A 26,314-nucleotide genomic window follows, 5' to 3' on the forward strand; every position below is an offset into this window, starting at 1 on the left:
AATAATTGTGTGCATTATAGCATATTCGTATAGTCGTCCCATGCGCCTCAGACAGCTTGAATGCTTCCGTGCCCTGATGCTCCACGGCACCATGACGAGGGCCGCCGAACTGCTCGGCATGTCGCAGCCCGGGATCAGCACGATGATCGCAGGCCTCGAGCACGAGACCGGTCTTAACCTGTTCGTACGGCGCGGCGGCCGCCTGCAACCGACCCCGGAAGCCAGGCTGTTCTATGTCGAGGCCGCGCGTGCACTGGAAGCCGCCGAGAACGCTTCCCGCGTCGCCGCCGAGATCAGGTCCGGCCGGCGCGGTCACCTCGCGATCGCGGCCTATCCAAGCATCTCGATCAACCTGTTGCCGCGGCTGCTCTCGCAATTCGCTGTGAATAAGCCCGAGCTGCAGATCAAGATCATCACGCGGAATTCCGCGATGGTCCGCGAGCTGATCTCGACGCAGCAGTTCGATCTCGCGGTCGCAGAGCTGCCGCTCGACTATCCGACCGCGCATATGGAGGTGTTTTCCTATGACTGCATGTGCATGCTGCCGGGCGCGCATCCGCTCGCGAAGCTCAAGCAGATCACCCCTGATGATCTCGACGGCGTCCCGTTCGTGACGCTGTTCCGCGGCGACCCGATCTATCAGCAGCTCGCGTCCGCCTTCTCCGAATATGGCGCACGCTGGAACGTGTTTGCCGAGACCGAATTCTTCTCGACCGCATGCCAGCTCGTCACGGAGGGCCACGGCGTCGGCATCGTCGATCCCGTGGTGAGCAAGCCCTTCACCGAAGGCCTCGCGCTGCGCCCGTTCAAGCCGAGGATCCAGTATCAGATCGCGATCCTGTCCCCGACACACGAAGCGCTGTCCCAGGTGGCGCAGGATTTCATCAAGCTGCTGCGACGCGCCTTGCGGGCGTGATCATCGCGTGGTGCCGGGCGAGCAACGCTGGCGCGAGGATTCAGGATTCCGCTCCCGATCAGTGCTTGTCGCCATCGCTTGTCTTGAGTTCATATTTGGCGGTCCCGGTGATCGAAAAGCTGGGAGGGCCGTCCTTCGCCGCAGCCTGCGATCGAAATATGTTGACGGAGGTCACTCTGCAGGTTGCAGCATACACCTGCGACAGTATCGGGCACTGCGCCTTCGCTTCCTCATAGAGATCCTGCCTGATCGCGTTGAGGGCGACGTCACGGTCGCTGCCCTGGAGTGGCGCGGGAGGCACGGCGACGCTCTTGAGCGTCACGGTGATTTCCATGAAGCCGGGAGGCGGAGGCGGGGGAGTGGTATTGAAGATGACCTGAGCCTGCGCCGCGGTGGAAACCAGCAATAATAGCGTTGGGCATGCAATCGCTGTGACAAGGCGCATGTTCGAGCTCCCCATGAGGCTGCGCGACCGTCCCCGCGCCGGGAACACGGCAGATTGCTCAACTGCGGATTGTTGCGAATTCCGGGCATCTCGGCCAGATCCTGCAGCACCATGCGCGCTGACGATCGCGTGATATTGCGCGGCTGCTCGGCTGCTCTCGACGCCAGCCCGCGCGCCCTCAGCGTGAATCCCGACGCTCTATCGCGGGACATGGCCGTGAACCGCCCGAGCCGCGGCGTCAAACGATGCTAGCCAGCCTGCTCGTCCAGGAGCTCGTAAACCTTGGTTTCGGCCGCCATGCCCTTGGCCACCACCGCATCGACATATCGACAGCGAAAGCTCTGCCTGACGCGCAAATAGACGCTTTCACTCACGAGAATCTGCGTGCCGTACTGCTTGTTCAATCCTTCCAGCCGGGCAGCGAGGTTCACGACGTTGCCAAGCGCCGTGTAATTCATGCGTTCGGACGAACCGAGGTTGCCGACGACGGCTTCCCCGACATGAATGCCAAAGCGGGTGTAGAACGCAGGCAGCCCTTCCGCCTCGAATTGACGGTTGATCGCCTCATTGGCCGCCTTTGCGTGCAAGGCCGCGCGGCATGCCCGCTCGCAATGATCGCTTTGCGCATGGGGCGCGTTCCAGAATGCCATCACGGCGTCGCCGATGAATTTGTCGACGGTGCCGCCCTGCGACATGATCACGTCGGTCAACGCGGTGAAATAGCGCGAGGTCTGCTGCATCAGCAGGTCGGGATCGGCATTCTCGGCGATGGTGGTGAAGCCGCGCACGTCGGTGAACAGCGCCGTGATCTCCTGCCGGATGCCGCCAAGCTCCGTGGAGATCGAATTGTCGAGGACGCCGCGCACGATCTCCCGGGGGGCGAGCCGGGAGAACGACCAGATGGCGCGCTGGGACTTGTGTATCGTCAGGCCGAGCCTGTCCAGCTCCTGGATGAAGGATCGAATCGAGCTTTTGGGCGGCGGCGCCATCGTCTGCAAGCGGTCTGCTTCAGCCGTAATCTGGCCGATCGTCGTCGACATGCGCGTGCCGAATATCCATGCCGCCGGAATGAACAGGATACAGACAAGAAACGCGAATATCCTGGCCTTGCGATTGAGCTCCCTGATTCCCGCGGCGAATTCGTCGGCGGGCGCAACCAGCAGCACATTCGCCGCCAGATTCGAGCCAAGCGCGATGGCTTCGAGGCGAGCAAAATATTCCCTGCCGTCTTTCCACACGAGCTTGCGCCGGTATGGACTGCTCTTGTCCCACTCCGCGATGATCCGACCTTCGAGCGTATCGTGAAGGTCATTTGCGCTCGGGAGCCGCGGACCCGCCGCGTTCCCGGAGGACTGCTCGAAAAGCGCCGCATATTTGGGATGCACGATCAGCGTGCCGGCGTCGTCAAAAATCAGCAGATACCCGCTCTTGCCGAACCTCATCAGGGGCGCCGACCTGCTGTAGCTGTCGAGCTTGAGGTCAAGTCCGACCACGCCGTGCGCCTTCCCATCGAACGGCACGCTGAAGGTGATCATGGGAACGCCGAGGTTGAACGAGAGATAGGGTGCAGAGGTGACCAACTTGCCGGCCTTGCGGGCGTCCAGATACCAGTTGCGGTCGCGCGCATCGTAGCCGCGCTGCGGGATCTCGGCCTGCGCGATCCGATTGCCGGCCTTGTTCTCGAACAGTCGTGTCGTCGGCAGCTCCTCGCCTTTCGCCCATTGGGTCGTCGTCGTCGCGTACACCGCGTCGGAGGGTCCGCCGACGCGGTCGCGCTGCACTCCGCTCAGCCCGTCCAGCCGCTGCACCTGAAGCCAATAGCCGTTGTCATAACCGACATAGATGCTGTCCAGGGCCGGCCATTGCGCCAGATTCTCCTTCATGAGCCGCGCGGTCGGGCTCGCATCGCCGGGATCGGACGAATCCATGATCGATGGGCTGAACGACAACGCCCGCGTCATGCGCGACAGCATTTCGACCTGGAGCTGGAGCGAGGAGACCGTCGCGCGGCTCGCCGAGTCCATGGTCGCGGTCGCAGCTTGCTCGGTGACGAGATCGAGCGTCCGGATCTGGACGAACATCAGCAGCGCGGCCAAAAGGCCGATGATGACCATCACACAGGCGGTGAGAGTGAGACGAAAACTCATCATTGACCCGGCGGTTTGCCGTTCGAGAGCCTGGCGGGCGGCCTCATTGGCGGCCTCCTCCCGATCTGCACGGGAGCACGACACGGCGTTTGCGATGACGCCGTGACACCTGCCTATTTCCGCGATGGATCGGCAGTGGCGCTGGCCGGCTGCTCCTGCCGCAGCGAGGTATAGGCCACGTAGTATTTGTAGATCTTGCCGATGTACTGAACCGTCTCCTGGCCGACGATTGCGGCCGCGCCGTTCTCGACATTGCCGAACCAGATGGTCGAGTCGAAACCGTGCTTGGTCGCATAATCGCGGAAGCGCTTGAGATTGCCCGGTCCCGCATTGTAGGCCGCCAGCGCCATGAACACGCGTTCGCGCGGGTCCACCACCGTGGCGTCGACATAGGTATCGGCGAGGTAGCGCAGATACTTCGAGCCTGCATGGATGTTGGTGTCCGCGCTGGCTGCAACGCCGGTGATCTCGATCGGCTTCCCCTTCGCCGTGCTGGGCTTGATCTGCATGATGCCGGTGGCGCCTGAAGCGTTATGACAGGCCTGATCGAGCTCGGATTCCTGATAGCCCTGCGCCGCCAGCAGCACCGGGTCGATCGAATACTCCGCGCCGTATTTCTGGAACGACGCGCGCAACGCCTTGAACTTCTCCGCCTCGGCATGGGCGAGCGCGTTCTTCAGCGGCTTGGCGGTCTTGAAGTAGCGCGCCCTCAGATCGTTGCCGAACTCGGTGCCGATCCTGTGCGTGCTGACGAATTCGGCGAGCTCCTTCTTCAGCCCCGGACTATCCTTCCGGATCGCCCAGGCAATGTCGCCGCCTTCGTTGATGACAATATCGTCGCGCACCGTCAGACCTGTCAGGAGGCCCGCCCAGGCTTGCGCCTTGAAGCGGTCGACGACCGCCCAGGGCAGCAGCCCGGTGCTCACCATCTCGAGCAGGTCCTCGTCCTCGAGGTTCTTGTCGACCGCCTTGACGACAATCGGCTCCAGCCCCTTGGCCGTGCGGTCCGCATCGAGCGCATTGAGGTGCTCGAAATAGCTGCTCGATTCCCTGACCTGGATCGTCTTGCCGCCGAGATCGTTCAGCGAGCCGACACTCGGAGCCGCAGATCCGGTCACGAGCACCTCGCGAACGCCGGTTGCCCAGGGATCGGCGAAGTCGACGAGCTTGCTCCGCTCCGGCGTGATCGTGAGCAGACCGGCGGCGATGTCACCCTTCCCCGCGGCCAGGTCGCCCAGCAGCCTGTCACGCGGCGTCGGGACGAAGCCGACATAGATCTTCTGCTTCTTCTGGCCGTGCCGCTTGTTCAACCAGTTCTCGAACTCGGCGCCGAGCTCGGCCTCGAAGCCGAGCGTCTCGCCCTTGTCGATGAAGAACGATGTCCGGTCGGTCGGCACCAGGATGCGCACGAGCTTGCGCCTGAGCATGCCGTCGAAATCCCCCTGCCAGACCTTCAACGAGGGAAGCGCCAGGACCTGCGGACCGGCTGCCGCCGGACCGGTCGCGAAGCCCAGGGCTGCGATTGCAGCCATCAGGGCTCCCGCCAAACGCCGCGCGTTTGGGCAAACCCGGTAACCTGTCATCGTTCAAATCCAAACTATCTGCGTCGCAAAAAGATGAAGTCTCGTGGAGATGCCTGCATGCCCCCGAGGTGCCGGAGGCACGAATCTTTTGATGCTGATCCACCCGTCAGGGACGTCGCACCAGCGCCGAACTCCGGCCGGAGCGTATCACATCGCCTCTCTTTTTTTTACGGACAATCCGTGTGGACGGGATTGTCCGCCCCCGACTTGATCAGGATCAATGAAATCTGCGCCGTTGCTCGCGCTGCAATCAGCGCCGGCGGCCACCGCCATGGAATCCGCCGCCGCCACGGAAGCCCCCGCCACCGTGGAAACCGCCACCGCCGCGGAAGCCACCGCGGCCGGCGCGATGGAAGCCGACACCGCCTGCCCGCATGCCACCGGCACGCACCGCAGCCGACCGGCTGCGACCGACGCGTCCGCTGACGCGGGTGTGCGCGCGCGTCACGCTTCTGTGCGAGATCGCAGCGCGATTGCCGGCGCCCGTGCGGGCGCGGGTGACACTCCGGCTGGCGGTTCGCCGGGATACGCCGGCGCCGCCACGATTGCCGGCGCGTTGCGTGACTGCCGTCCTGGCCCGCCCTGCCCCCGCATTCGTGAACCTGGCGCCGGGAGCACCGGTGCGACCGCGAAGCGCCTCGCGCGCGGCGGCGGTGTTGCCGCTGCCGAAGCGCCGTGCCACGCCGGCGTCACGATACGCAACGCCGCCGCGATGAACGGGATTGTGAGCCCAGTTGTTGCTGACGATGTTGGTGCGGTTGAACTGATTGTAGCGGTTGACGTTGACGTAGACGTTGCGGTTCCACCAATTGCAGCCGCCCCAGATCGCGGCTCCGACGGCCACGCTGGTGGCAAAGCCGATCACACCTGCGGCGACGTAGCCCGGCGGTTCCCAATAGAACGGCTGGTAGGCGGGATAATCCCAGGCACCGTAGACGACACCGGGATCATAGACCGGGACATAGTACGTATCGGGATCGACCGGCTCGATCGAGATCGCCTGCGTCATGCCGGCCGGCGCGGTCACACCGGCGGGCGGCGCGCTCTTGATCACCTTTTGCTGCGGCGTCGACTTGAGATTGCCGGCGGCCTCCGCGCGCTGGCGCAGGGTCTGGACCGCCGCCATCACGTCCTGCTCCTGCGCGAGGAACGCATCGCCCAGTTGCTGGGTCCAGTCGAGCTTGTCGTTCATCATCTGAAGCACTTGCGGCACGGATGTGAGCGCCTTCACGCTCGGATCCCACGACTGCTTCAGCATCGCGTCTTCCAGCGCCTTGCCGGTGACGCCCTTGTTGTCCTGCGACCAGCGCGCCGCCTCCACGACTTCCAGTGGATAGGTCGATGCCATCAGGATCTGCGACACCAGCGCGTCCGGATAGAGCGCAATCGGCGCGACCAGTTGCTGGATCTGTCCGTCCGGAAGCTTGCTGGCTGTCTGGGCCGGCGCCGGCGCGGCGGCCTGATCTTGTGCCGGCTTCTGGTCGGCGGGTGCTTGCGCGCGTGCCGGGATACTCAACATCAGGCCGGCGGCCAGGGCCCCGCTCAGAAAGGTCAGTCCAGACAATTTTGGAAGAAAAGCCTTCATCGTGCCTCCTCAATTCGTTCTGCACCCGGGTCACGCCACCGGACAAGCCGGCGATAGTGACGAAAGCAGAACGGCTCCGAAGCTTCGGAGCCGTTCAGCGCGCGTGGGTCAGTTGCCCGTGGGCAAACCGATATGGAAGCCGTCCTTGGCGAGTTGATCCCTGAAGAAACTGAATCTCTCATACTGCTGGATCGTGATCGGCCCCGCGTAGGTCTCGCTCTGAATCTTCCGCGGCGGATACTTCACGTAGGTCTGCATCAGATCCTTGATCGCCGCGTTGATCGTGACCAGCGACCACGTATGCTCCGTATAATTGTTCATGAAGACGTCGTAGCGCTCCTGCGGGTCCTGCCAGAGATCGAACACTTGCGGGACGGTCGCCACATACGACTCCGGTCCCTTCCAGCCGAGATTGCTGTCGACCGCCAGACCGCCGGTCTTGGTGCCGTCATCGCCGCGCAGATTGAAGACGGCCTTGTAGTTGCCGACGCGGGCGGCGCCCGGCGAGAGCTCGGATTCCGTGAAGTAGAACCAGTTCTTGCGGTCCGACTTGCCGGTTCCGAACAGCACCGGCGACATGTCGATGCTGTCGAAGATGATGGGTTTGCCCTCGCGGTCGGTCTCGGGCAGCTTCACGCCGCCGAGCTTGGCGAAGGTCGCCATGTAGTCGAGGCCGCCGACAATATCGGCGTTCTTCGTACCGGCCTTGATGCCGGGGCCCCATGCGATCGACGGGACGCGATTGCCGCCTTCGCGCACCGTGCCCTTGGTGCCGCGGAACGGCGTATAGCCGGCATCCGGATAGACGTCCTGCCAGGCGCCGTTGTCCGTCGTCCAGAAAATATAGGTGTTCTTGTCGAGCCCGAGGGCGCGCACCTTATCCACGATCCTGCCGATCCGGGCGTCATTTTCGACAACCGAGTCAGCATATTTGGACTTCGACATCGACTTGCCCTGGAATTCGGGCGCCGGCATGTTGGGCTGATGCACCTTCATGAAGTTGACGTTCATGAAGAACGGCTGCGTCGATGATCTGTTGCGTTCAAGGTAGTCGAGCGATGCCTTCTCGACATAGTCGTCGAAGAATGGAATGCCGACCACACCCTTGTCTGGCGTGTTGACATACTGGCCATTGATCTTGAACTCTTCCTTCGCCGGCTGGCCGGCGTTGCCGGACATGGCCCCCTTGGTCACCCGCACGAACATCGCCCTCAGTTCGGGATCCATATCCGGGAACCAGGTCGGGTCGGCATAGGTGTAGGCATTGAGATGATACAGGCCGGCGTATTTCATCTCGTCGTAGCCTTGCGCGTTTGGCAACGCATAGTCCGCTTCGCCGAGATGCCATTTCCCCACGAAGAACGTCTTGTAGCCGCCCGTCTTCAGGACCGAGGCGAGCGTCCATTCCGCCGCCGGAAGGCCACCGCCCTGGCCCTGGAACGCCACCGTGGTCATGCCGCTGCGGTTCGGAATCCGGCCCGTCTGCATCGCGGCGCGGCCGGGCGTGCAGCTCGGCTGCGCGTAGAACGACAGGAATTGGATGCCCTCGGCCGCCAGCCTGTCGATATTGGGCGTCGGCATGCCGCGGTTCTCGCCGCCGAGATAGCAGCCGGCGTCGCCGTAGCCGAAATCGTCCGACACGATGAAGATGATATTGGGCTTTCCTGCACCCGATGCCGTCGCAGGCTGCGGTGACTGCGACTGCTGCGCCTGGGCGGTCTGAACCGGAGCTACCGCCGAAATCGCCGTGGCGGCGGCAATCGAGGTGGACCCGAGCAACAGGTTACGACGATTGAACGTGTCTGTGGTGGTCTTCTCCGTCATGTCTCTCTCCCTGATCGGGTTACACAGCGAAATCCGAGGTGGCTCGTCGAGGTATCGACCGGTTCGGCATGACGCGCGGCGGGTCGATAGCGTCTGCAATAGCTCGGCGCGCAAAGGTGCGAGCCGCCCTTGATGACCTTGCGTGGTATCCTGATGAGAGGCTGTAGCGGGTCGTAGCTGTCATGCTCGGCGCCGCCGCGCGGATTCTGTGGAATGCAGCACGCCTTGGCCGCGTCGGCCTGATGCTTCGGCGCGTACCAGTCGCTGGTCCATTCCCAGACATTGCCGATCATGTCGTAGACGCCGTAACCGTTCGGCGGATAGGACGTCACCGGAGATGTACGCTCGAAGCCGTCATCGCCGCTGTTCTCGAACGGGAAGCGGCCCTGCCAGGTGTTGGCGCGATGGACTCCGCCGGGAGCGAACTCGTCGCCCCACGCAAACTCGGCACCGTCCAGGCCGCCGCGTGCGGCAAATTCCCATTCCGCTTCCGTCGGCAAGTCCTTGCCCGCCCATCGCGCGTAGGCCAGCGCATCGGCGTAGGCGATATGGACAACCGGATGGTCGTCGAGCGACTTGATCTTGCTCCTGGGGCCGTAAGGATGACGCCAATTCGCTCCCTTGAGCAGCGTCCACCATTGGCTGTAGTCGCGCAGATCGACGGGATAATCCGGAGGCGTGAAGACGAGCGAGCCGGCGAAGATCATTTCCGGCAGTGCGTCGGGATAGTTCGCCGGATCCGGCGCCACTTCGGCGAACGTCACATGCCCGGTGGCTCGCACGAATTCCTTGAACTGCCGGTTCGTCACCGGCGTTCGATCAATCCAGAATCCGTCAACGCTCACCGTATGGCATGGAGCTTCCTCGGGATAGTGGCGATCCGATCCCATCCGAAACGTGCCGCCCGGAATGAACACACTGTTTGACGCGAGGGTCTTGTCCACGTTCGCGACCAGTCTCTGAGCGATGTTCACGAACCTTGCCTCCAGCCGTTCGCGCTGGTAGTCAGATTCGCCCGGGTTCCGTGAATCCCTGCGCCGATCACGCGTCCGCCGATATGCAGATTGTGCCAAATTTGCCGAGACGATGCCGATGATCGACAAGCTGGCGAAAGCGTCATCGGGCTCTCCTGTCTCGGTCGGACCAATGCTCGTCTGGAAGACAGCCGATCGGAAGCCGGAAATCTAAAGCGCCCTGACGTTCGGCCAAGTTGGACCTTGGTCCATCATTCGAGAGCGCTTCGCGGCCAAGTGCCGCACGGCGTTAAGGGAAAAAGGCCGGAGCGATCGAACACCGAAGCATGTACAGAGCCAAGCTCTTGTCTTGACGGCCAACGCTGCAACGCCGGCGAATTGAGGCCAAATCGTGGGTCCTCCGCGCAAGCGCCTCGATTGTTGGACTGGACAATCCTCAATCCAAGGTTTCTATTCATAACAGTCGCATATCAAACCGGATCGTGTTTGGTGAATTCGGGCGATCGGCAGAGTCGGACAAGCGCCTATTGCGACACACGCGTACGCAAACTCTTCCTTGCGACCATCGCCCTGTTGGTTTTCATGAGCGCGCATTGCCTAGCCAGCGATGCGCCGCAGCGCGTGCTCATTCTTCACGCCTATAACTATACGTTTCCTGCGACGACCATCGCCTCCGAGGCCGCGCGAAGGCAACTGATCGAACACTCATCGCGGCCGATCGAAATCGAAGCTGAATTTCTCGACCTGGCGCGGTTTCCGGGCGATGCGAACGCCGCCCGCACCGCGCAGTTTCTCCACGACAAATATCATGCCATGCGATTTGATCTGATCTTGGCAATCGGCGCCGGCGCCGTACCGTTCATCATTAAATATCGCGATCAATTTGCGCCAAATGTGCCGGTCGCATTCGCGGGAGGAACGAAGGATCATTTCGCTGCGCTGAAGCTGCCAAACGACATGACCGGCGTCTATTCCGGCTTTGATCCCGACAAGATCCTGGAACTGGCGGAACGCATGCAGCCGAACGCGCGCCGCTTGATGGTCATCGGCGGAAGCAGCGAGAATGATCGATCCTGGCAAAGGTCGGCGCGAGAGGCGATCGAACGTCGGGCAAAACGGCTCGAGATCATCACGCGCTACGATTTTTCCTATGACGCTTTATTGGCAGAGGTCTCGCATCTTCCTTCAGACACGATCGTGCTGTTGTTGACCGCCTATTCGGACGCGGATGGTCGGTCGCTGATTCCTCGTGTCGTTGCGACCGACATCGCAAAGGCTGCGTCCGCGCCGGTCTACGGCCCATTCGAGACATTCCTTGGTTCGGGAGTCGTCGGCGGATACACCGAAACCTATGCTTCGTTTGGCGCAAGCGCCGCGGATGTCGCGATCGAGATACTTTCCGGAGCAGATCCAGCAAAAATTGCGCCCCATGCAAGCCCCCGCCAAGCGTTTCTGGTCGATGCACGGGCAATGAATCGATGGGGGATGCAGCGGTCCGACTTGCCGCCCGGCACAATTGTCCAATTCCATGAACCTGGTCTCTGGGAGCAGCACGGTCTGCTCGTGGTCGCCGTGGCGTCGGTGCTTCTGATTCAATCGGTCCTTTTGATCGCGTTGCTGTTCCAACGGCGCCAACTCCGTCGAACCCAGCGCTCGCTCGAGGAGAGCGAGGACCGGATGAATTTCGCGGCCACGTCGATGAACATCGGATTTTGGCAATTCAATCGATCAACCGGCGCGCTGTGGATCAGCGAACATGGCCGCGTGATGTTCAATGCAGCCAAGGAACAGCCGTTGACCCGGGACTCGTTTCTCGCCGCTGTTCAGCTGGAAGATCGCCCGCTGGCAGCTGCAGCCCTGGAAGGAGACCTGAAAGTCCATACGCCCGCGGCCGACGTTCGCGTCGGAGCTTCAGGCGACGAGGTTCGATGGGTGAGGATCCGCTCGCGTGCGCATCTTGACGAAGCATCGGAATCGAACCCAGTCAGCGGCGCTTTCGTCGACATCACCGACCAGAAAGCTTCCGAGAGCGAGACCGAGCTTCACCGTCAGGAAGTCGCGCATCTGATGCGCGTCTCGATGCTCGGCGAACTTTCAGGCGCGATTGCCCACGAGGTCAACCAGCCCCTCACTGCGATCATGTCGAATGCACAGGCGGCGCTGTACCTGCTTGAGCAGGATCCCCCCAATCTCGAAGAAGTGCGGGAGGCGCTGCGTGACATCGTCAACGAAGACAACCGGGCGGGCAGCGTGGTTCGACGCCTGCGCGGACTGCTGAAGAAGGGAGAATCTCGCACCGAGCTGATCGACATCAATGAAATGATCGGTTCGGCCACCGCATTGCTTCACAACGAGCTGATCAGCCGGCGCGTGAGGGTCGAGACACACCTGTCAGCCAGCAGGCCAACCGTATTCGGCGATTCCGTGCAATTGCAGCAGGTTTTGCTGAATCTCATCATCAATGCGATGGATGCAATGGCTTCGACGCCTGAGAAGCAGCGGCGCATCTGCATTGGCACCCGGGAGACGAAGACCGGAACCACCGAGATATTCGTCAGCGACAACGGACACGGCGTCCACCCCCAGGATGGTAAGCGGCTGTTCACGCCGTTCTACACCACGAAGGATCATGGACTTGGCCTTGGCCTCACGATCTGCTCCACGATCATCCGGAAGCATGGGGGAACCATCAATCTGAAAAACGGCGACATGGGCGGCGCCGTTGCGAAGATTTCGCTCCCCGCCCGTCTCATGCTCACGGCGGCACAATGACCGATGATGGATTTACAGTTTTCCTGGTCGACGACGACGAGGGCGTGCTGAAGGCGATTGGTCGATTGTTGCGGGCGAGAGGCTACCGTGTTCAGCCGTTCACCTCGCCAACAGCATTCCTGGCGAGCCACGACGTGTCCGTCCCCGGCTGTGCCCTGCTCGACCTCTCGATGCCCGATCTGGACGGACTGGCGCTGCAAGAGGCGCTGAGCGCCTGCGGATCGGAACGGCAGGTCATCTTCCTGACGGCGAAGGGCGACATACCAACCAGCGTGCGCGCCATGCGTGCCGGCGCCATCGATTTTCTCACCAAACCCGTGAACGATGCTGACCTATTGCGGGCCGTCCAGGAGGCCGTGAGGAGAGATAGCGAGATCCGCGCGAAAGCTGCCAGTCTGAATTCAATCACCGCCAAGCTCGCGATGCTGACGCCGCGGGAGCAGGAAGTGATGAAGCAGGTCATTGCCGGCCGGCTGAACAAGCAGATTGCCGGAGAACTCGGAACCGTCGAGAAGACGATCAAGGTTCATCGTGGCCGGGTCATGCACAAGCTTGGCGTTCGTTCCGTTGCTGATCTCGTGCGCCTGGCAGAAAAGGCCGGAATTACCGGCGTCGGATCCTAATGGCTCCATTGGCCAGCGGTTCCGTTGGCCCTTGGGCCAACTCGACAGGCCGCCATTTCGCGCCTGATAGTTTTGCCATGGTGGCTCCATCGCCCTGGATAGCGATCGTCGACGATGACCCGTCCGTGCTCAAGGCTCTGTCACGGCTGCTAAGGACCCGCGCCATCAACACAAGGACGTACGAGTCGGCCGGCGAATTCATCGGCTCGCTGTCGGAGAACACCACGGACGGGCTGCCCGAATGCCTGATCCTGGATCTGCAGATGCCCGACATGACTGGGCTCGAGTTGCAACGCTATCTCAATGATGCAGGATTTAGAATTCCGACAATCGTGATCACCGCGCATTCCGAGAGCGACATGCGAGATCTTTGCACGGCGGCTGGCGCGGAGGCCTACCTTCTCAAGCCGCTCGAGGATACGTCCCTGCTCGATGCCATCAACGCGATCCGAGCGAAGGGCAGCCGATCGACGCGCTCGCGGTAACTCTGCGCAGCCGAAGGTCACAGGAACACGATGAAGGCAAGGGTCGACCAGCCGACGGAATCACGGATACAGCCCGCCTTCGCCCTTTGGGCTTCGGCGCGGCAGCCTTCGCTCACTTCGCTACGATGGAATTTTGCAGGCCCGCCTAGCCGTAGCTCGCGAAGCGAGCGAAGGCTGGTGGGGGAGGCAGGACTCGAACCTGCGAAGCCATGAGGCGGCTGATTTACAGTTACCCTGGGTCATTGAAATCAGCTTCTCCAAACACAAGGATTGGGAAGTGATCCGCAGTTAGCTTCCCAAGGATTCCAGAGACTTAACCTAGAATCAGCTCCCTCCCACGCTGTCGATGGGCCTCATCTTGACTCCGGGTCAGGTTGGACATTCCTTGACCCAGGACTGACCCAGCTTGCGGACAAGCTTGCTCCTGACCCGGAACGAAAAGTGCCTGAGTTGCTCACCCTCAATACCGTGAAAGCCGCCCTACGCCATCAGCGCGAGGGCACGAAGCGGTATGACAAGACGGACTCGAAGAGCCATGGATTGCAGCTTCGTGTGAAGCCCACAACGTATAGCGCGACAATCTGGGTGGGAAGCGCGCGACGATCAGGATGGCGAGTCGGTGTCGCGGCGTGGTGATGATTGCCGCGATGATTGTCGCGCGCAAGAGTTTTGTTGAACTCTGATTGTCGCGGAGCGTCAATCAGCGACAGTTTTGGGTGTCGCGTGCGAAGGCGGCCGTCCTGGACCGCGCTTTCGTTCGAGCGCGGTGCGCCTGCGATAGCTCTCGACGTTCATCTCGACGATGGTGGCATGGTGGACGAGGCGATCGATGGCGGCGAGGGTCATGGCGGGGTCCGGGAAGACCCTGTTCCATTCGCCAAATGGCTGATTGGCAGTGATCAGCATTGAACGCCGCTCGTAGCGTGCGCTGATGAGCTCGAACAGCACGCTGGTCTCGGCCTGATCCTTGGTGACGTATGCGAGGTCGTCAAGGATCATGAGATCGAAGCGATCGAGACGATTGATGGCGGCCTCGAGGTTGAGCTCGCGCCGCGCCACCTGGAGCTTCTGGACGAGATCGGTGGTGCGGGTGAAGAGGACGCGCCATCCGTTCTCGATCAGGGCGAGACCGATGGCTGCCGCCAAGTGGCTCTTTCCGCCGCCGGGCGGGCCGAACAGGAGCAGATTGGCACCTTTGCCCAACCAGCTGTCGCCGGCGGCGAGCGCAGTCACCTGCGCCTTGGAGATCATCGGCACGGCCTCGAAGTCGAAGTTGTCGAAGGTCTTTCCGGCGGGCAGCCGCGCCTCGACGAGATGGCGCTCGACGCGACGGCGGCCGCGTTCGGCGATCTCATGCTCGGCGATGGTGGCGAGGAAGCGGGCCGCCGGCCAACCTTCCTTGTCGGACTGTTCGGCGAACTGTGGCCATAGCACCTTGATGGCGGGTAGCCGCAGCTCGTTGAGCAACAGATTGAGGCGCCCAGTGTCGACTGTGTTGGCCGTGTTCATGCGGCGTCTCCGATCTGGCCGGCGCCGATGAGGCACTCATAGCTGGCGAGCGGGGCAAGCTGCACCATGACCTGCGGCACGCAGGCAGGATCGGGCGCGAAGTGGGCGCGCAGCCGTCCGAGGTCGGGCAGTTGGCCAGCGTTAAGGTCAGCCGCGAGCTGACCGGCGAGGTCGGCCTCGCAACCGCGCTCATGCGCCAGCGCGAGCAGATCGACCATGAGCCGGCAGGCTTTCTTGTCCGGCAGCCGTTCGCGCAAGGAGTCGAAGGTTCGACGATAGGCCTCGCGCGGGAACAGCCGATCACGGTAGACCAGATTGAGCAGCGCCATCGGCTTGCGCCGCAAGGAATGGATCACGTGCCGATAATCGACGACCTGGTCGTGCTTGCCGTTGGGATGCGGCCGCCCACGCGGCAGGGTGACGAGATGAGTGCCGCCGACGAACACGTCGAGACGATCATCGTAAAGGCGCACCCGCAGCTGGTGGCCGATCAGGCGTGACGGCACGGTGTAGAACACCTTGCGCAAGGTGAAGCCGCCGCTTGACGTCACGCGGACAATCACCTCCTCGTAGTCCGAGGTGCGGCGATCTGGCAACGCCTGCAGGGTGGCGCGCTCGTGGTCGATCCGCTTGGCGTTGCGGGCATTGCGGCGGCTGACGATCTCGTCGATGAAGCCGCGGTAGGCGGCGAGATCATCGAAGTCGGCAGTGCCGCGCAACAGCAGCGCATCGGCGATCGTCCGCTTGAGATGGCCATGCGAGCTCTCGATCGCCCCGTTCTCGTGGGCGATGCCGCGATTGTTGCGGGAAGGCCGCATGCCGTAATGGGCGCAGAGGTCCTCGTACCGCCGGGTCAGATCGTCCCTCGCATTGCGATCGAGATTGCAGAAGGCGGCCGACAGGCTGTCGGTCCGATGCTCCCGCGGTGCCCCACCGAGCGACCACAGGGCATTCTGCAGCCCTTCGGCCAAAGCGACGAAGCTCTCGCCACCAAGCACGACATGGGCGTGCTCAAACCCGCAATAGGCCAACCGGAAGTGATAGAGGCGATGATCGAGCGGCACGCCAGCGATGGTGACCCCAAGCTCGCCCATGTCGGTGAAGTCGGACAGGCCGACCTGGCCCGGTTCGTGGGTCTGGCGGAAGATGACCTCCTGCTCCTCGCCGTGGATCGCCCGCCAGGCGCGGATCCGGCGCTCCAGCGTGCGGCGGATTCCAGCTCCGAGCTCAGGATGGCGCCGCAACATCTCCTCGAAGATCGCAACCGGCCGCACGCCGGGGGCGGCCTTGAGCATTGGCACCACCTCTGTCTCAAACACATCGGCCAACGGGTCCGGCCGGCGACGGCCGCGCTCACCCTTCTTCTGCGATGGCAGGCGGGGATCCTTCTCGATCCGATACGCGGTTGACGGACTGAACGACGCCTTGGCAGCGGCCCCTGGCGGGCTATCGGTCTGACGGTACTTCATGTAGAGCCTCATCTGGTGATCATTGATGTGTCGGCCGGGCACGCGAGTGATTCCTCTTGGCGGAAGAACCACTTGCATAACCAGCCGGCCGCGATCACCAGACGGCGCGGTCCCCTGTGGATCGCGCCGTCGCCGGGCTCGTAACTCAGGTCGGGCTACGCCCTCCCTGCGTCACGAGCCCGGCGAAGCTCTCTCATCCTGATTGACGCTCCACTTCCATCCTGATTGCCGCGCCGCACACAACGGTCCGCTGGTCGGTCCGGGTCATGCTCCATGGTAATCAAAAGCGCTATGACCTCGGTCTCGTCGTAGATGGGGCCGAGAGTATTGGGGGCCTGTCGCTGGACGACGCCCGCGCAATGGCTAACGCCGTCAGTGAAATGGCCCGCAAGGGCCAAAATCCGACCCATTTTCTTGCCGCCCGTGCAGCTGGCCTGTCCATTCAAACCTACCTGAATCGTGAAGCGGCTCGCCCAAAGCCCTCCTGGACGTGGCAGCAGGCAAAGAAGGAGTTTTTGGCCGACGTAGAGCGCGCAAACCGCGAAGCCACACACGGGGACTATCGCAAGAAGCTACAGCCCCGTGAGCTTTCGCGGTTCGACGATCGTATGGTCAATACCATCACACGGAACGAGATGGCCGCGGCCATCGCCGAGGTCCACGCGCGCGGAGCCGAATCCATGTCGGAGGGCATGGTCCGGGTAATCAAACGGTTCTGGAATTGGCTTGCCGAAGCCGTGCGCCAAGACGAAACGAGCGTGGAAGATGCCAGAATGGCGAAGCTGCAAGCCCCCCAGCGGACTCGCATCGAAATTGGGGAAGAAGCATTCGATCCGGAAGAAGAGCAAGGCGACGCGCCACCCGAGATCGAGATCGGGCGAGCTCTCGTCATGGCACGGCAAGGCTATTTTCCTGAGCGCATCTGCCTTGGCATTGAGCTGATGATCGGAACATGCCAGCGCCGGCGCGCGATCACGGGCGCGCATAGAATGCGTTTCCGGAAGTATCAGGAGGTGCTCAGCGAAGAGGCATGGTACGTGCCCCCCTATTTCCGAAAGAGCGGAACGAAACGCGGCAAGCGCTCCCATCTTGTCCCTTGTATTGGATTCGCAGCTCGTGCCGTCGATCGTCTGGATCGCCTTTCAGATTTTGAAGGCAGCCAAGGCTGGCTGTTTCCTGCAGCAACGCGCACGAGGTCGAACCGAGGGCATGCGGAGGCTGGCCTCTTCAACGACTACTTTTCATGCATGCCCGGGGTCTGCCTCTCTCCACATGACGCGCGGTATGCCCTCGCTACCTATGGAGAGCGCGACCTTGGATTCAAACGCGGAGAAGCCTCACTCATCCTGGACCACCTCGAGGGAGTTGAACCCAACGACGTGACTGGCCAGTTCTACTCCTCCGACCCGCAGATTGGGCGAAAGCGCGAAATGGTGCGGGCATGGATCGACTGGTGCGACAGCTGGGCTGCTCGCGCAATAGCAGAGGATCCGCTGCTATTGGATCGCGATCATATGCTCGAAGAGATATTCCGGAAACGTTACGGCGACCAGCGACTGGAGCAGCGCATCAAGTTCCGAAAGAAGCGTGGTTGGCCGCTTTGGGGCCCTCCCGGCGAAGCAAAGGGCAATCTCTTGCAGGCAGCCGAGTGACCTGTTCTCGCCTGGCGAGCCGATCGTCCATCGGCGCAATTGCGACAAGCGCGGCCTGTTCAACGGTTCCATGGGTACCGTGCAGCGGATTGATCGGACTGAGCGCCAGATCACGGCCACCTTTGACAGAGAGGAGCACGTCTTCCTCGCCGAGGACCTGGTCGACTTGTCGTTCGGCTACGCCCTCACATGCCACCGTGCCCAGGGTTCGGAAGCTGACTGCGTGATCGTCGCCTAGGGGCTAGAGAGTCAAGAGCGTGCCTTCATGAGCCACTTCTTTATCTGCTCTGCGCACTCCCATTCGTTATAGATTCCGTGACGCAACAGGTCTCTTGAGTGAGCATTATTCAAGGTTACCACCGAGATATCGTTTTCAGTGCTGATGTCTGGGACCGAATTTACGGCGACGTCGCAGCGGATCGAATTTACAAATACCTCTCTCCCGTACACCGCACGAGGCAGGTGAGCCACGAGCAAGAACAGAAAGTAAAAGCCTGAGACCACATAAACAACAGCCGAACCGTGATGGCCATCCCAACTATTGAATGCATGGACCCAACTGATACGCCACGAGGTTATCTGCTCGAACTGGAACAAAAGGCCCGTAACTAAAAACAAGACGAACGCCCATCCACAAAGGACGTTCATGGGTCGTAGAAAGAGCGCCGCGGCCTGCGTGGACATGGCCCCGATCGTAATCGCTGCGGCGGCCTCGTCATCGATACCTCGCAGAACGAGAACCCTCAACGAACTCATCTCCTTCATCGAGAACAGCGAAGCGTCCTTGAGTTGCAGGACTTTGCGGGGAAACCGGTAGTTCAGAATCACGGTTGCTCGTTTCAGGATAGATGGGACTAACGCCAGGGCCAAAGCCGCACAGATAACCGGTATGGTGGCCAAGAGCACACTCGTATGAACTACGATATATTTGTAGGTTGCTGATGTCGTCAGAAAGTAAAATGTAGACAACAACGCAAAAACAGGAAGCGCGAGGAACGCCGTATCGAGCGTGTTCACCTGAGCAGAAACGAGACCATTCCACTCTATCTGAAGAAATGGCGACGCTAGTGTAATCACGCGAATTCGTGAGTGAAGCTCAGGGCATTCTTTGCAAGCGAGAAGCGCCAAGTTGGCAGCGTAGCTATGGGCAACGAGGACCAATTCTCGACCGACTAGGTCCATTTCCTTGATTTTAGCTGCGAGACGAAGCGCCTCCTCCTTCCTCGCAAAAACCGAGTTCTTGCCGCTCCAGGCGAAGTGACCCACCTCGAATGAAATGCCCGCCTTGGCTAGTTCCGCCGACAGGTGCAGATGGAACACCGAACCACACTTATACCATGGAATTGCGCGCGACATCCGAGCAAACGCCCCGTGCCAAGTCCCGGGAATGAGCAAGAACGAGTAGATAGGGTCATCTCGGTGAATCATCGCGTAGCCAACACGTTCGACTGCATCTGGAGAAACCAATTCTGGATTGACTTCCGCGACTCCGGCGCTGCGATAACGGCGCTGGGCGAATGGCAGCAACTGGTCTTGAACCACGAATCGTCACGACCCAGGGGGGCCTCTCTCCAAGGAGATGCCGCACAACAAATGCCGCTTGTCATTCTCTCACGTGGCTGATCAGTACGCGAACTTCAGCGACGCCCTATAGACGTCCTGCTTCACGAAAGTCATTGGATCCGTCCCCTTGTTATACGACAACGCCACAGAAGTGCTGCCATTGCCTATCGACGGGTTCGGACAGTTAGCTGTAGAAGCGCTCTTGCCTCCCAGCCGATAATCTATCTCGGCGCCAAACTGATTGATTGGTTTCTGCGACACCGCATCCCAAAGGTATTTCGCGCTTCCTATGAAAGAAACCGTGCCGCACAGAGCCGCACCGACGCTGGGGTCATTTTCGAAGAGGACCGCCCGTAACTCGGCATTTCCGCCGATCAGCGCATAGTTGGTGTGAGGCAAGAAGTTCGTCAGGCCAGCATCATTGACTCTGAAGACGTTGGCCTCCCCCAATAACCGGAAATAGTACCCGACCGTCTTAGGCGAAAGGACGTCGAGCCGTCCGCCTAGGTTTATGCCATCATTCACAAAATAGGGCTCCCAAAGTGCATCGAAACCGCCAATGGTGCCTTTGCCGCGAAAGTCCGTCTGGGCGTACGGAAGAAATTGGAAATCTTGCTGCTGAAACACGGCCGTGTCACAGAAATAAGCCTCCGCGTCGAAGCCCGCGCGAAGCGCACTCCTTTCGCTGGCCGACATCGGCTCGCTGAGGGTCCCGTTCGCCTGTAAAAACGGACCGAATCCATACCGGGCGAGAAATCCGGGTCCGCGGTTGCTCGCGCAGCCTGTCTCGGCTCTCGTGGCCTCCCAGTTGTAGGCAGAATAGCCCGCAAACGCCTTGACACTCACCGACTGCGACTTGGCCTTGAAGTCGTCGGTGTAGGAAAACGATGCACCCTGCAGAACCTGATAGCCTTCGTAGGGAAAGATATACGACACTTGGTCGTACTGGTCCTGCCTCATCATGAGGAACGGATCGCCCGGCGCCCCGTCGCCGGTGAGTGGTGTTGCCGCCGCGGTGGTGACAGCGGAGGCAGCAGGAATCGCTGCGCGCGCGTCGCGGGGACCCGCTTTCGGCCTCGCCTGAGGAGCCGCAGCAGCCGGAACGAACTGTGCGCATTCAGTTGGAAGAGCCACGTTTCGCTTCGCCAGAACCTTGCAAGCGGCAATGAGCTCAACGTCCTTCTCCCCCACCCGTCGCTGTCGATGCGAGGAGATCCCTTCCACTCCGGCCATTGCCGCTGACGATACAGATGTGACTGCCAAAACACCTATCAAAATCGATGACTTGCTATGCACGGACATCCCCCATCGGTTCAAAGCATTCCCCGAATTTTTGCGATCAGCTGGCCTATGTTCAGCCCCTTGATGTCGTTGAACCTCAGATGAGGGATTTCCGCCCCGGGCCAAAACTCATTGTTGATCCTGCTCATGAGGTTGTCCCGGATTGCGGGGCCGCCCGCGAGCATCCAGATGACCTTGAAATCGTCACGGAGAGCTGCGGGGCTGTTACCCGTTGCCGAAGCCAGCCTGCGCCTGATGTCATCGTTGGACGGTCTCCCGGCAGAGGTCACTTCGCGAACGAGTTCGGCATCCGCGTCGACGACGTCCGGTAGCGACGCCCGGAGCATCAGTGAATTCCGCCGGAGTTCGTAGGCGTGCTCTCTGAGTGCCTCAGCGTGATCCTCAATGGCCGACCTGAGATCAGCGTTCGGATGCCGGCGCGCGGCCGCTGCTTTCTTCGTGCCTTTCTTCGCTTTCTTTGCCTTCTTTGCCTTCTTTGCTTTCGCTTTCTTAGCCATTCAAACGCCCCCATTTTTTGGCAAAGATTAGGTCCTGTTTCGATGGCGCAACGCGCGCAGCAAGCCTTGTTCGTCTGGCGCAGCACCCGGCACGACGAGAGGTACCAAAATTCCGAACAAAGGCCGCGAGCGCGGAGCCCAGCCATGGCTCCATGGCAAGCATGGAGAGTGCAGTGCTACTCGCCGCTTATGGTCTCCGAGTACTTCTCTACGCAGCTTCCGTTGATGTCCTCGAAATAGCGAGCATCGATCGTTCCCTCCTTGGTGATCGACAAAGTCGCGAACGCGTTCACGAACACGTTTCCGGCGATCGACAGCTTTGTGCCGTCAATGAGAGCTGGCGGATCCTTCAACCCCTCGATCACGTCATACGGATCGTCGTCGACGAAGGTCGGAATCGCGCTACATCCGACGCACCGTCCTTTAGCGAGACCGATGTAAGGCTTGTAAAGACACAGATTGTGCTCGTGGCCCCAGAACCAGGCCGGAATTGGTTTCCCGATCGATTGAAGCATCTCAAAAGTCTGACGAAGCTTGGGATTGTAGGCCGCCCGTTGCGCCCGATCGTCAGCCTTACCGATCTCCGAAAACGCTGAAAAAAGCTGGTGGTGTGACAGAAGAATCGTGCTGCCGGCGAACTCCTCCATTCGCCGGCGATGCCATTTCTCCTCTTCCGCTTCTACGAACGTGACAGCGTCGTTGACTTTGAACGGATTGTAGTCGTGCAGCCCCGTATCCATCGCAAGCAACTGCCACTTTGCACTCTTCGTACGAAGGCAGAAGAAGCTTGCCAGCTGCGTAAACGGTTTCGGGTTCAGTCGCTCGATAAGGCCGTAGTATCCGACACCTCCAGAGTAGAGGTCGTGGTTGCCCGCCAGCGTGTATACGGGGATGCCCGTCTTATCTCTGTCGAACACCTCGTCAATGATGGCTTCGAAGTTTGTTTCGCACTCCTGCGGCGTGCCGGAGTAGTAGATGTCGCCCAGGTGAACGATGATGTCGGGCTTCTTGTCCTTCAATTGTCGCAGCAGTCGCCGCGCCTTGTCCCCACCGGTACCCCAGTCGCCTATAAGGCCGATCGCAACCTCGTCCGGAATAGTTATCACGGTCTCGCCCGCCTTCGCGGGCGTTACGTATGGTATCTCGGCTCGCGTTCCATTGGGGCCAAAGTAACGAAGATACTGGTCTATTGTGCTGGCCCAGCGGACGTCGCATTTCGAGTCGCTGAGCTCACTACGCAGCCTGTCTGCCGTCGATTGGTCGCCCTTCAGCTTGGCTTCGAGATACTGCAAGCCTAGGGATGCGCACACTCTCGCAAGACCAGCCGGAGACAGCGCCTCCAACTGCACCTCATCTTCTGCCGGCGCCCGGGCCTTCTCGTCGACGCGCCCTTCCATTCTAATCCCGGCAACGTCCGTGGCGGCTTGCAGCAGACCACTCTGCCCCGACGCGGGAGCTTCCGCACCGATCTTATCTGCGGGATCCTCCTCGCGCGAAATCTGCGCTGCGGCAGACTGGAAAATGGACAGAATATGGTCCGGGTAGGTGTAAGACCCCTTGCTCATCAATCCCCAACTCAAATGGAAGTATCAAAGGGGTAATACAACCATAAGATACAGAGGCTGGCCAGTCCCCGTGAAGCCAAGCGCAGGATTTTTCCTAAAGGATCGTGACGCCCGCGATGCTATGAACGCGACCACCGGAACGAATTGCTTTCGCTTTGGATCGCGACGAAGCGGCGTCAGCCGTCGCTGGGTGCGATGGCCTTTTGCAGCTCGTCCCACTCCCGCTTCGAAAGACCGCTGCTTTCCTGAGTTACCTTCTCGCCACTCAGTAATTTCCTGATCACCGTCATTGCCGATCCGGAGAAGCGCACCGAATTGAGCCTATGGTCCAAAAACGCAGCGTAGGTCTTCGGCACCCATGCCTCTAATACTCCCAGCATGGCGTTGGCGTACGCGCGAATCTCGTATTGGGCATGAGAATCGGCTCTCAACTGCAGGAAGTGAAGGAGGTTATGGAGGTCAGTCTTCCAATACCACTGGGTGTAGAAATTGAGGGTGAGATTCATCCGGGCCAGCTCTCGTGAGAGGCCGGACCGGTTGGGATCGACGGGCCTGCCGTCGGCCCCTTCGTTCAGCAGCTCTATGTACCGGTCGTACGACCGCTGGGAATCGTCGCGAATGATGTCCAGGACCCTTTGAGCCTCGTCCTCCGGAACGCGCGCGCCCCTGCCCTGACGGTTCGACGAGCTCTGGACGTTCACATGATCCGCCGACGGAACGTAGAATTCCCTGTCGAGAATCGAGTACCTCGCTGAGTACTCGTTCACGTTCGCTGTGCGATGGCGGATCCATTGCCGTGCCACGAAAATCGGCAGCTTCACATGAAACTTGATCTCGCACATTTCGAACGGCGTCGTGTGCATGTGCCGCATGAGATAGCTGATCAGGCCGGCGTCCTCGCGGACCGACTTTGTGCCGATGCCGTAAGAGACGCGAGCCGCCTGGACGACCGCATCATCGTTGCCCATGTAGTCGATCACGCGGATGAATCCTGAGTCCAGTACGGGGATTTCCCGGCCCAGGATCCCATCGATCGCCGGGACCGTCGGACGCCCTAGGCTTTCGACAGGTGTTGATTGCTTGGATGATGGGGACATTGCTGCTTGACCGTTTAGTGGGCGATCGCCAATTATACAAGTTGTATCGCCAAAAGCGCCTGAAAACACTGGCATTATCCCAATGCTCCGGCGCCCCCCTTTTTTGGGTCGGCGCGGAGTTCAAGATGAGGCGGGCCAAACGGTATTTCAGGCTGCGACGACCGTCGGACCCCACCTTCGCAAGCCTCTTTTCCGGCTGCGGTGGGTTCGACGACGGATTCCGTTCGTGCGGAATCCGTCCCGTGGCTGCTTTCGACATCGATCAGAACGCGGTCGAGACCTACAACATCAACCTGCCCCAAGTCGGCCGAATTCTTGATCTTGGCACCGCGAATCCAGATATCCGAAGCCCCGACGTCCTCCTCGCCGGCTCGCCATGTCAAGGCTTTTCCACCGCGGGGAAGCGGCTGATTTCGGATCCCAGAAACAATCTCCTGGTCAGGGCTGGCCAGATCGCCGTAGATCTCTTCCCAAAAGTCTTCGTCCTGGAGAACGTGCCTGCGGCGATCTCGGGTAAGCATGAAACGCACTGGCGGCTGGTCGAGGATATGTTGCGTTGGCACGGCTACAACGTCAGGCGATTCATGGCACAGGGTGTCGAAAGCGGCGTGCCGCAACTACGCAAACGACTATTCCTGATCGCGTGGCTCGGAAGTGACTGCATCCGCATAGAGCCTCCGGCCATGCCTGCGCCTTCGCTCCGCGAGGCCTTGGCTGGCGTGGAAACGCTGTCAGACCACGCACCGCTATCGCTCGATCCGAAATCTCGCGAGTACAAGATCGCTCTTCACATCGGCGCCGGAGAGAGGTTGTCCAATGTGAGGAGCAGTCCAAATGCCGTTCACACATGGGATATCCCAGAGGTGTTCGGCTCTGTGTCGCAAGTCGAGATAGCGGTGCTGAATTCCATTCTCCGGCTTCGGCGCCGGGACAGGACCCGGGACTACGGAGACGGCGATCCTGTTCTCCCGTCGGCGATCAGCAAGTACGTCGGCCGTGATTGCCGCCCGGCGCTCAGGTCGCTGCTGAAGAAGAACTACGTCCGCCAGATCAAAAGGCGCATCGAGCTTCGGCACACTTACAATGGCAAATACCGAAGGCTAGACTGGGAAAAGCCCTCGCCCACGGTCGACACGCATTTCGGCGATCCGGCACTATTCCTCCATCCCGACGAACAGCGCGGCCTTTCGCCGCGCGAGTCGGCCCGCATCCAGGGATTTCGTGACGACTTCCGGCTCCCCGGCAGCCGGTCCGCACAATTCCAAATGATCGGGAACGCGGTGCCCCCACCGATGGGCACACGGCTGGCCGCCTTTGTCCAGAAAGCACTGCTCTGATCCATGCGCAGATTCGCCAACCAGCTCGTCAGCAGATGGCTGCTTGAAGCCAACGACGATACGGAAGAGCTCGAATACATCCAAAGCCTGACTGCGTATCTGGCGGATAAGCTGTACGAAGACTATGAACCTTGCCAAGTTGAGCGCTTCGCTGACCGTCTCGACTCCTGGCTGGCCAACGTTGAAGACGATGACGATCGGAAGACCCTATATCTGCTCCTGAAGCAGATATTCTTTGTAGGCCGACGTGAGTTCGAGTCACTCTGCCGGGCGGCCTTTCACGGTCCAATCATGCGCTGGCTTCTCGACACCGCGAACGTCGCACTAGACGATCCCGACATCTCCGCCAAATATAAAGCGGCGATGGAGGAGACCTGGTTCTGTCCGATCACGGACAGCATGAGGATCAACGCCTTCTTCAAGGTCGTTGGTGTCAACGGTCGTGAACTGCAACCGGACTGGCGATCACTCCGCAAGTTCGGCGATACAGCCAAGATCCGCGACTACATCGAAACTAGCGGCATAAGGCGCATCGTACTCCTGGAAGACTTCGTTGGTACGGGGATGCAGATGGGCAAGGCAATCACCTTTGCCGCAGAGCTGGGAGAGCAGATACAGGTCCTCGTCTGCCCTCTCATCATTTGCCCCGAGGGGGTGAAGAAGGCGCTCGAACTCAAGAAGAAGCACAAGAACGTCTACTTTGCCCAGGTGATGTCACTTCCGCCATCCATGTTCATCAAGATGGCGGCCGAGCGGCCGGAACCTCCGACCCACACTGCCGTGCGCGAGCTCATCAGAAAGACCGCTCCGAGACTGTCCCCAAAAGTCGTGCCCCAGACTCCGTTCGGCTTCATGGACAGCGGCGCGACCGTCGTTCTCTACTCGAACTGCCCAGACAACAGCCTGCCAATCATTCACGAAACCGCGGACACATGGCGACCGCTCTTTCCCCGTATCCGGAGAGGTTGA

Annotated in this window: 21 protein-coding genes; 8 read left to right on the forward strand and 13 right to left on the reverse strand. The window is 60.7% G+C overall.

Annotated elements, in window-relative coordinates:
• Positions 1-40 precede the first annotated feature (40 nt).
• Complete coding sequence (locus ACVILL_RS37100) at positions 41-916, forward strand: LysR family transcriptional regulator (RefSeq protein WP_456733551.1); 876 nt, start codon at positions 41-43, stop codon at positions 914-916.
• 58 nt (positions 917-974) lie between these two features.
• On the opposite strand, the gene ACVILL_RS37105 is transcribed toward ACVILL_RS37100, so the two are convergent.
• The 6 genes from ACVILL_RS37105 to ACVILL_RS37130 form a co-directional block, all read right to left on the reverse strand.
• A complete protein-coding gene (locus tag ACVILL_RS37105; RefSeq protein ID WP_456733552.1) occupies positions 975-1,361 on the reverse strand; it encodes a hypothetical protein in 387 nt (128 codons plus the stop codon).
• Between the two features lie 248 nt (positions 1,362-1,609).
• Complete coding sequence (locus ACVILL_RS37110) at positions 1,610-3,508, reverse strand: adenylate/guanylate cyclase domain-containing protein (protein ID WP_456733553.1); 1,899 nt, start codon at positions 3,506-3,508, stop codon at positions 1,610-1,612.
• Positions 3,509-3,621: 113 nt separating this feature from the next.
• Positions 3,622-5,040 carry a transglycosylase SLT domain-containing protein gene (locus ACVILL_RS37115; protein ID WP_456733554.1) on the reverse strand — a complete coding sequence of 473 codons (1,419 nt, stop codon included), beginning with the start codon at positions 5,038-5,040 and terminating at the stop codon, positions 3,622-3,624.
• A gap of 301 nt (positions 5,041-5,341) precedes the next feature.
• Positions 5,342-6,676 carry a DUF3300 domain-containing protein gene (locus tag ACVILL_RS37120; RefSeq protein WP_456733555.1) on the reverse strand — a complete coding sequence of 445 codons (1,335 nt, stop codon included), beginning with the start codon at positions 6,674-6,676 and terminating at the stop codon, positions 5,342-5,344.
• A 108-nt stretch (positions 6,677-6,784) separates the two neighbouring features.
• Positions 6,785-8,500: an arylsulfatase gene (locus ACVILL_RS37125; protein ID WP_456733556.1), complete on the reverse strand. Its 1,716-nt coding sequence runs from the start codon at positions 8,498-8,500 to the stop codon at positions 6,785-6,787.
• On the reverse strand, positions 8,497-9,474 hold the full coding sequence (locus ACVILL_RS37130) for a formylglycine-generating enzyme family protein (RefSeq protein WP_456734448.1): 978 nt from the start codon (positions 9,472-9,474) through the stop codon (positions 8,497-8,499). The genes ACVILL_RS37125 and ACVILL_RS37130 overlap by 4 nt, the downstream gene beginning before the upstream one ends.
• A gap of 489 nt (positions 9,475-9,963) precedes the next feature.
• Between ACVILL_RS37130 and ACVILL_RS37135 the strand changes: the two genes are divergently transcribed.
• The 3 genes from ACVILL_RS37135 (at position 9,964) to ACVILL_RS37145 (ending at position 13,354) form a co-directional block, all read left to right on the forward strand.
• Positions 9,964-12,246 (forward strand): sensor histidine kinase, encoded by a 2,283-nt coding sequence (locus ACVILL_RS37135; protein ID WP_456733557.1) that lies wholly within the window; start codon positions 9,964-9,966, stop codon positions 12,244-12,246.
• Positions 12,243-12,869, forward strand: a complete 627-nt coding sequence (locus ACVILL_RS37140; protein WP_456733558.1) for a response regulator transcription factor — start codon at positions 12,243-12,245, stop codon at positions 12,867-12,869. The genes ACVILL_RS37135 and ACVILL_RS37140 overlap by 4 nt, the downstream gene beginning before the upstream one ends.
• Positions 12,870-12,946: 77 nt before the next feature.
• Positions 12,947-13,354, forward strand: coding sequence for a response regulator transcription factor (locus ACVILL_RS37145; RefSeq protein WP_456733559.1), 408 nt, complete (start codon positions 12,947-12,949; stop codon positions 13,352-13,354).
• A gap of 696 nt (positions 13,355-14,050) precedes the next feature.
• On the opposite strand, the gene istB is transcribed toward ACVILL_RS37145, so the two are convergent.
• Entirely contained in the window at positions 14,051-14,863 is an 813-nt protein-coding gene (gene istB / locus ACVILL_RS37150; protein ID WP_456727939.1) for an IS21-like element helper ATPase IstB, read from the reverse strand.
• Positions 14,860-16,374 (reverse strand): IS21 family transposase, encoded by a 1,515-nt coding sequence (istA, locus tag ACVILL_RS37155; protein WP_456727940.1) that lies wholly within the window; start codon positions 16,372-16,374, stop codon positions 14,860-14,862. The genes istB and istA overlap by 4 nt, the downstream gene beginning before the upstream one ends.
• Positions 16,375-16,691: 317 nt before the next feature.
• On the opposite strand from istA, the gene ACVILL_RS37160 reads away from it, so the two are divergent.
• Positions 16,692-17,984 carry a hypothetical protein gene (locus tag ACVILL_RS37160; RefSeq protein ID WP_456733560.1) on the forward strand — a complete coding sequence of 431 codons (1,293 nt, stop codon included), beginning with the start codon at positions 16,692-16,694 and terminating at the stop codon, positions 17,982-17,984.
• A gap of 70 nt (positions 17,985-18,054) precedes the next feature.
• Positions 18,055-18,222: an ATP-binding domain-containing protein gene (locus ACVILL_RS37165; protein ID WP_456733561.1), complete on the forward strand. Its 168-nt coding sequence runs from the start codon at positions 18,055-18,057 to the stop codon at positions 18,220-18,222.
• 11 nt (positions 18,223-18,233) lie between these two features.
• Here ACVILL_RS37165 and ACVILL_RS37170 read toward each other — a convergent pair whose 3' ends face one another.
• The 5 genes from ACVILL_RS37170 to thyX form a co-directional block, all read right to left on the reverse strand.
• Positions 18,234-19,526 carry a hypothetical protein gene (locus ACVILL_RS37170; RefSeq protein WP_456733562.1) on the reverse strand — a complete coding sequence of 431 codons (1,293 nt, stop codon included), beginning with the start codon at positions 19,524-19,526 and terminating at the stop codon, positions 18,234-18,236.
• An 81-nt stretch (positions 19,527-19,607) separates the two neighbouring features.
• The gene (locus tag ACVILL_RS37175; RefSeq protein WP_456733563.1) at positions 19,608-20,849 is read right to left on the reverse strand and encodes a hypothetical protein; all 1,242 of its coding nucleotides are present in this window, start codon (positions 20,847-20,849) and stop codon (positions 19,608-19,610) included.
• 11 nt (positions 20,850-20,860) lie between these two features.
• On the reverse strand, positions 20,861-21,346 hold the full coding sequence (locus tag ACVILL_RS37180) for a hypothetical protein (RefSeq protein ID WP_456733564.1): 486 nt from the start codon (positions 21,344-21,346) through the stop codon (positions 20,861-20,863).
• 176 nt (positions 21,347-21,522) lie between these two features.
• Complete coding sequence (locus ACVILL_RS37185; RefSeq protein ID WP_456733565.1) at positions 21,523-22,911, reverse strand: metallophosphoesterase; 1,389 nt, start codon at positions 22,909-22,911, stop codon at positions 21,523-21,525.
• Between the two features lie 176 nt (positions 22,912-23,087).
• Entirely contained in the window at positions 23,088-23,891 is an 804-nt protein-coding gene (gene thyX / locus ACVILL_RS37190) for an FAD-dependent thymidylate synthase (RefSeq protein ID WP_456733566.1), read from the reverse strand.
• Positions 23,892-23,995: 104 nt separating this feature from the next.
• On the opposite strand from thyX, the gene ACVILL_RS37195 reads away from it, so the two are divergent.
• Together ACVILL_RS37195 and ACVILL_RS37200 are read left to right on the forward strand one after the other, a co-directional pair.
• The gene (locus ACVILL_RS37195; protein WP_456733567.1) at positions 23,996-25,345 is read left to right on the forward strand and encodes a DNA cytosine methyltransferase; all 1,350 of its coding nucleotides are present in this window, start codon (positions 23,996-23,998) and stop codon (positions 25,343-25,345) included.
• 3 nt (positions 25,346-25,348) lie between these two features.
• Complete coding sequence (locus tag ACVILL_RS37200; RefSeq protein ID WP_456733568.1) at positions 25,349-26,314, forward strand: phosphoribosyltransferase-like protein; 966 nt, start codon at positions 25,349-25,351, stop codon at positions 26,312-26,314.

The sequence above is a fragment of the Bradyrhizobium sp. USDA 3364 genome, assembly GCF_054056355.1.

Coding starts and splice junctions, on each gene's coding strand:
- ACVILL_RS37185 (WP_456733565.1), bottom strand. CDS start 22,911: ATGAGCAAGGGGTCTTACACCTACCCGGACCATATTCTGTCCATTTTC.
- ACVILL_RS37110 (WP_456733553.1), bottom strand. CDS start 3,508: ATGAGTTTTCGTCTCACTCTCACCGCCTGTGTGATGGTCATCATCGGC.
- ACVILL_RS37195 (WP_456733567.1), top strand. CDS start 23,996: ATGATGGGGACATTGCTGCTTGACCGTTTAGTGGGCGATCGCCAATTA.
- ACVILL_RS37125 (WP_456733556.1), bottom strand. CDS start 8,500: ATGACGGAGAAGACCACCACAGACACGTTCAATCGTCGTAACCTGTTG.
- ACVILL_RS37100 (WP_456733551.1), top strand. CDS start 41: ATGCGCCTCAGACAGCTTGAATGCTTCCGTGCCCTGATGCTCCACGGC.
- istB (WP_456727939.1), bottom strand. CDS start 14,863: ATGAACACGGCCAACACAGTCGACACTGGGCGCCTCAATCTGTTGCTC.
- ACVILL_RS37140 (WP_456733558.1), top strand. CDS start 12,243: ATGACCGATGATGGATTTACAGTTTTCCTGGTCGACGACGACGAGGGC.
- ACVILL_RS37120 (WP_456733555.1), bottom strand. CDS start 6,676: ATGAAGGCTTTTCTTCCAAAATTGTCTGGACTGACCTTTCTGAGCGGG.
- ACVILL_RS37115 (WP_456733554.1), bottom strand. CDS start 5,040: ATGGCTGCAATCGCAGCCCTGGGCTTCGCGACCGGTCCGGCGGCAGCC.
- ACVILL_RS37165 (WP_456733561.1), top strand. CDS start 18,055: ATGGGTACCGTGCAGCGGATTGATCGGACTGAGCGCCAGATCACGGCC.
- ACVILL_RS37105 (WP_456733552.1), bottom strand. CDS start 1,361: ATGCGCCTTGTCACAGCGATTGCATGCCCAACGCTATTATTGCTGGTT.
- ACVILL_RS37180 (WP_456733564.1), bottom strand. CDS start 21,346: ATGGCTAAGAAAGCGAAAGCAAAGAAGGCAAAGAAGGCAAAGAAAGCG.
- ACVILL_RS37160 (WP_456733560.1), top strand. CDS start 16,692: ATGGCTAACGCCGTCAGTGAAATGGCCCGCAAGGGCCAAAATCCGACC.
- ACVILL_RS37175 (WP_456733563.1), bottom strand. CDS start 20,849: ATGTCCGTGCATAGCAAGTCATCGATTTTGATAGGTGTTTTGGCAGTC.
- ACVILL_RS37200 (WP_456733568.1), top strand. CDS start 25,349: ATGCGCAGATTCGCCAACCAGCTCGTCAGCAGATGGCTGCTTGAAGCC.
- ACVILL_RS37145 (WP_456733559.1), top strand. CDS start 12,947: ATGGTGGCTCCATCGCCCTGGATAGCGATCGTCGACGATGACCCGTCC.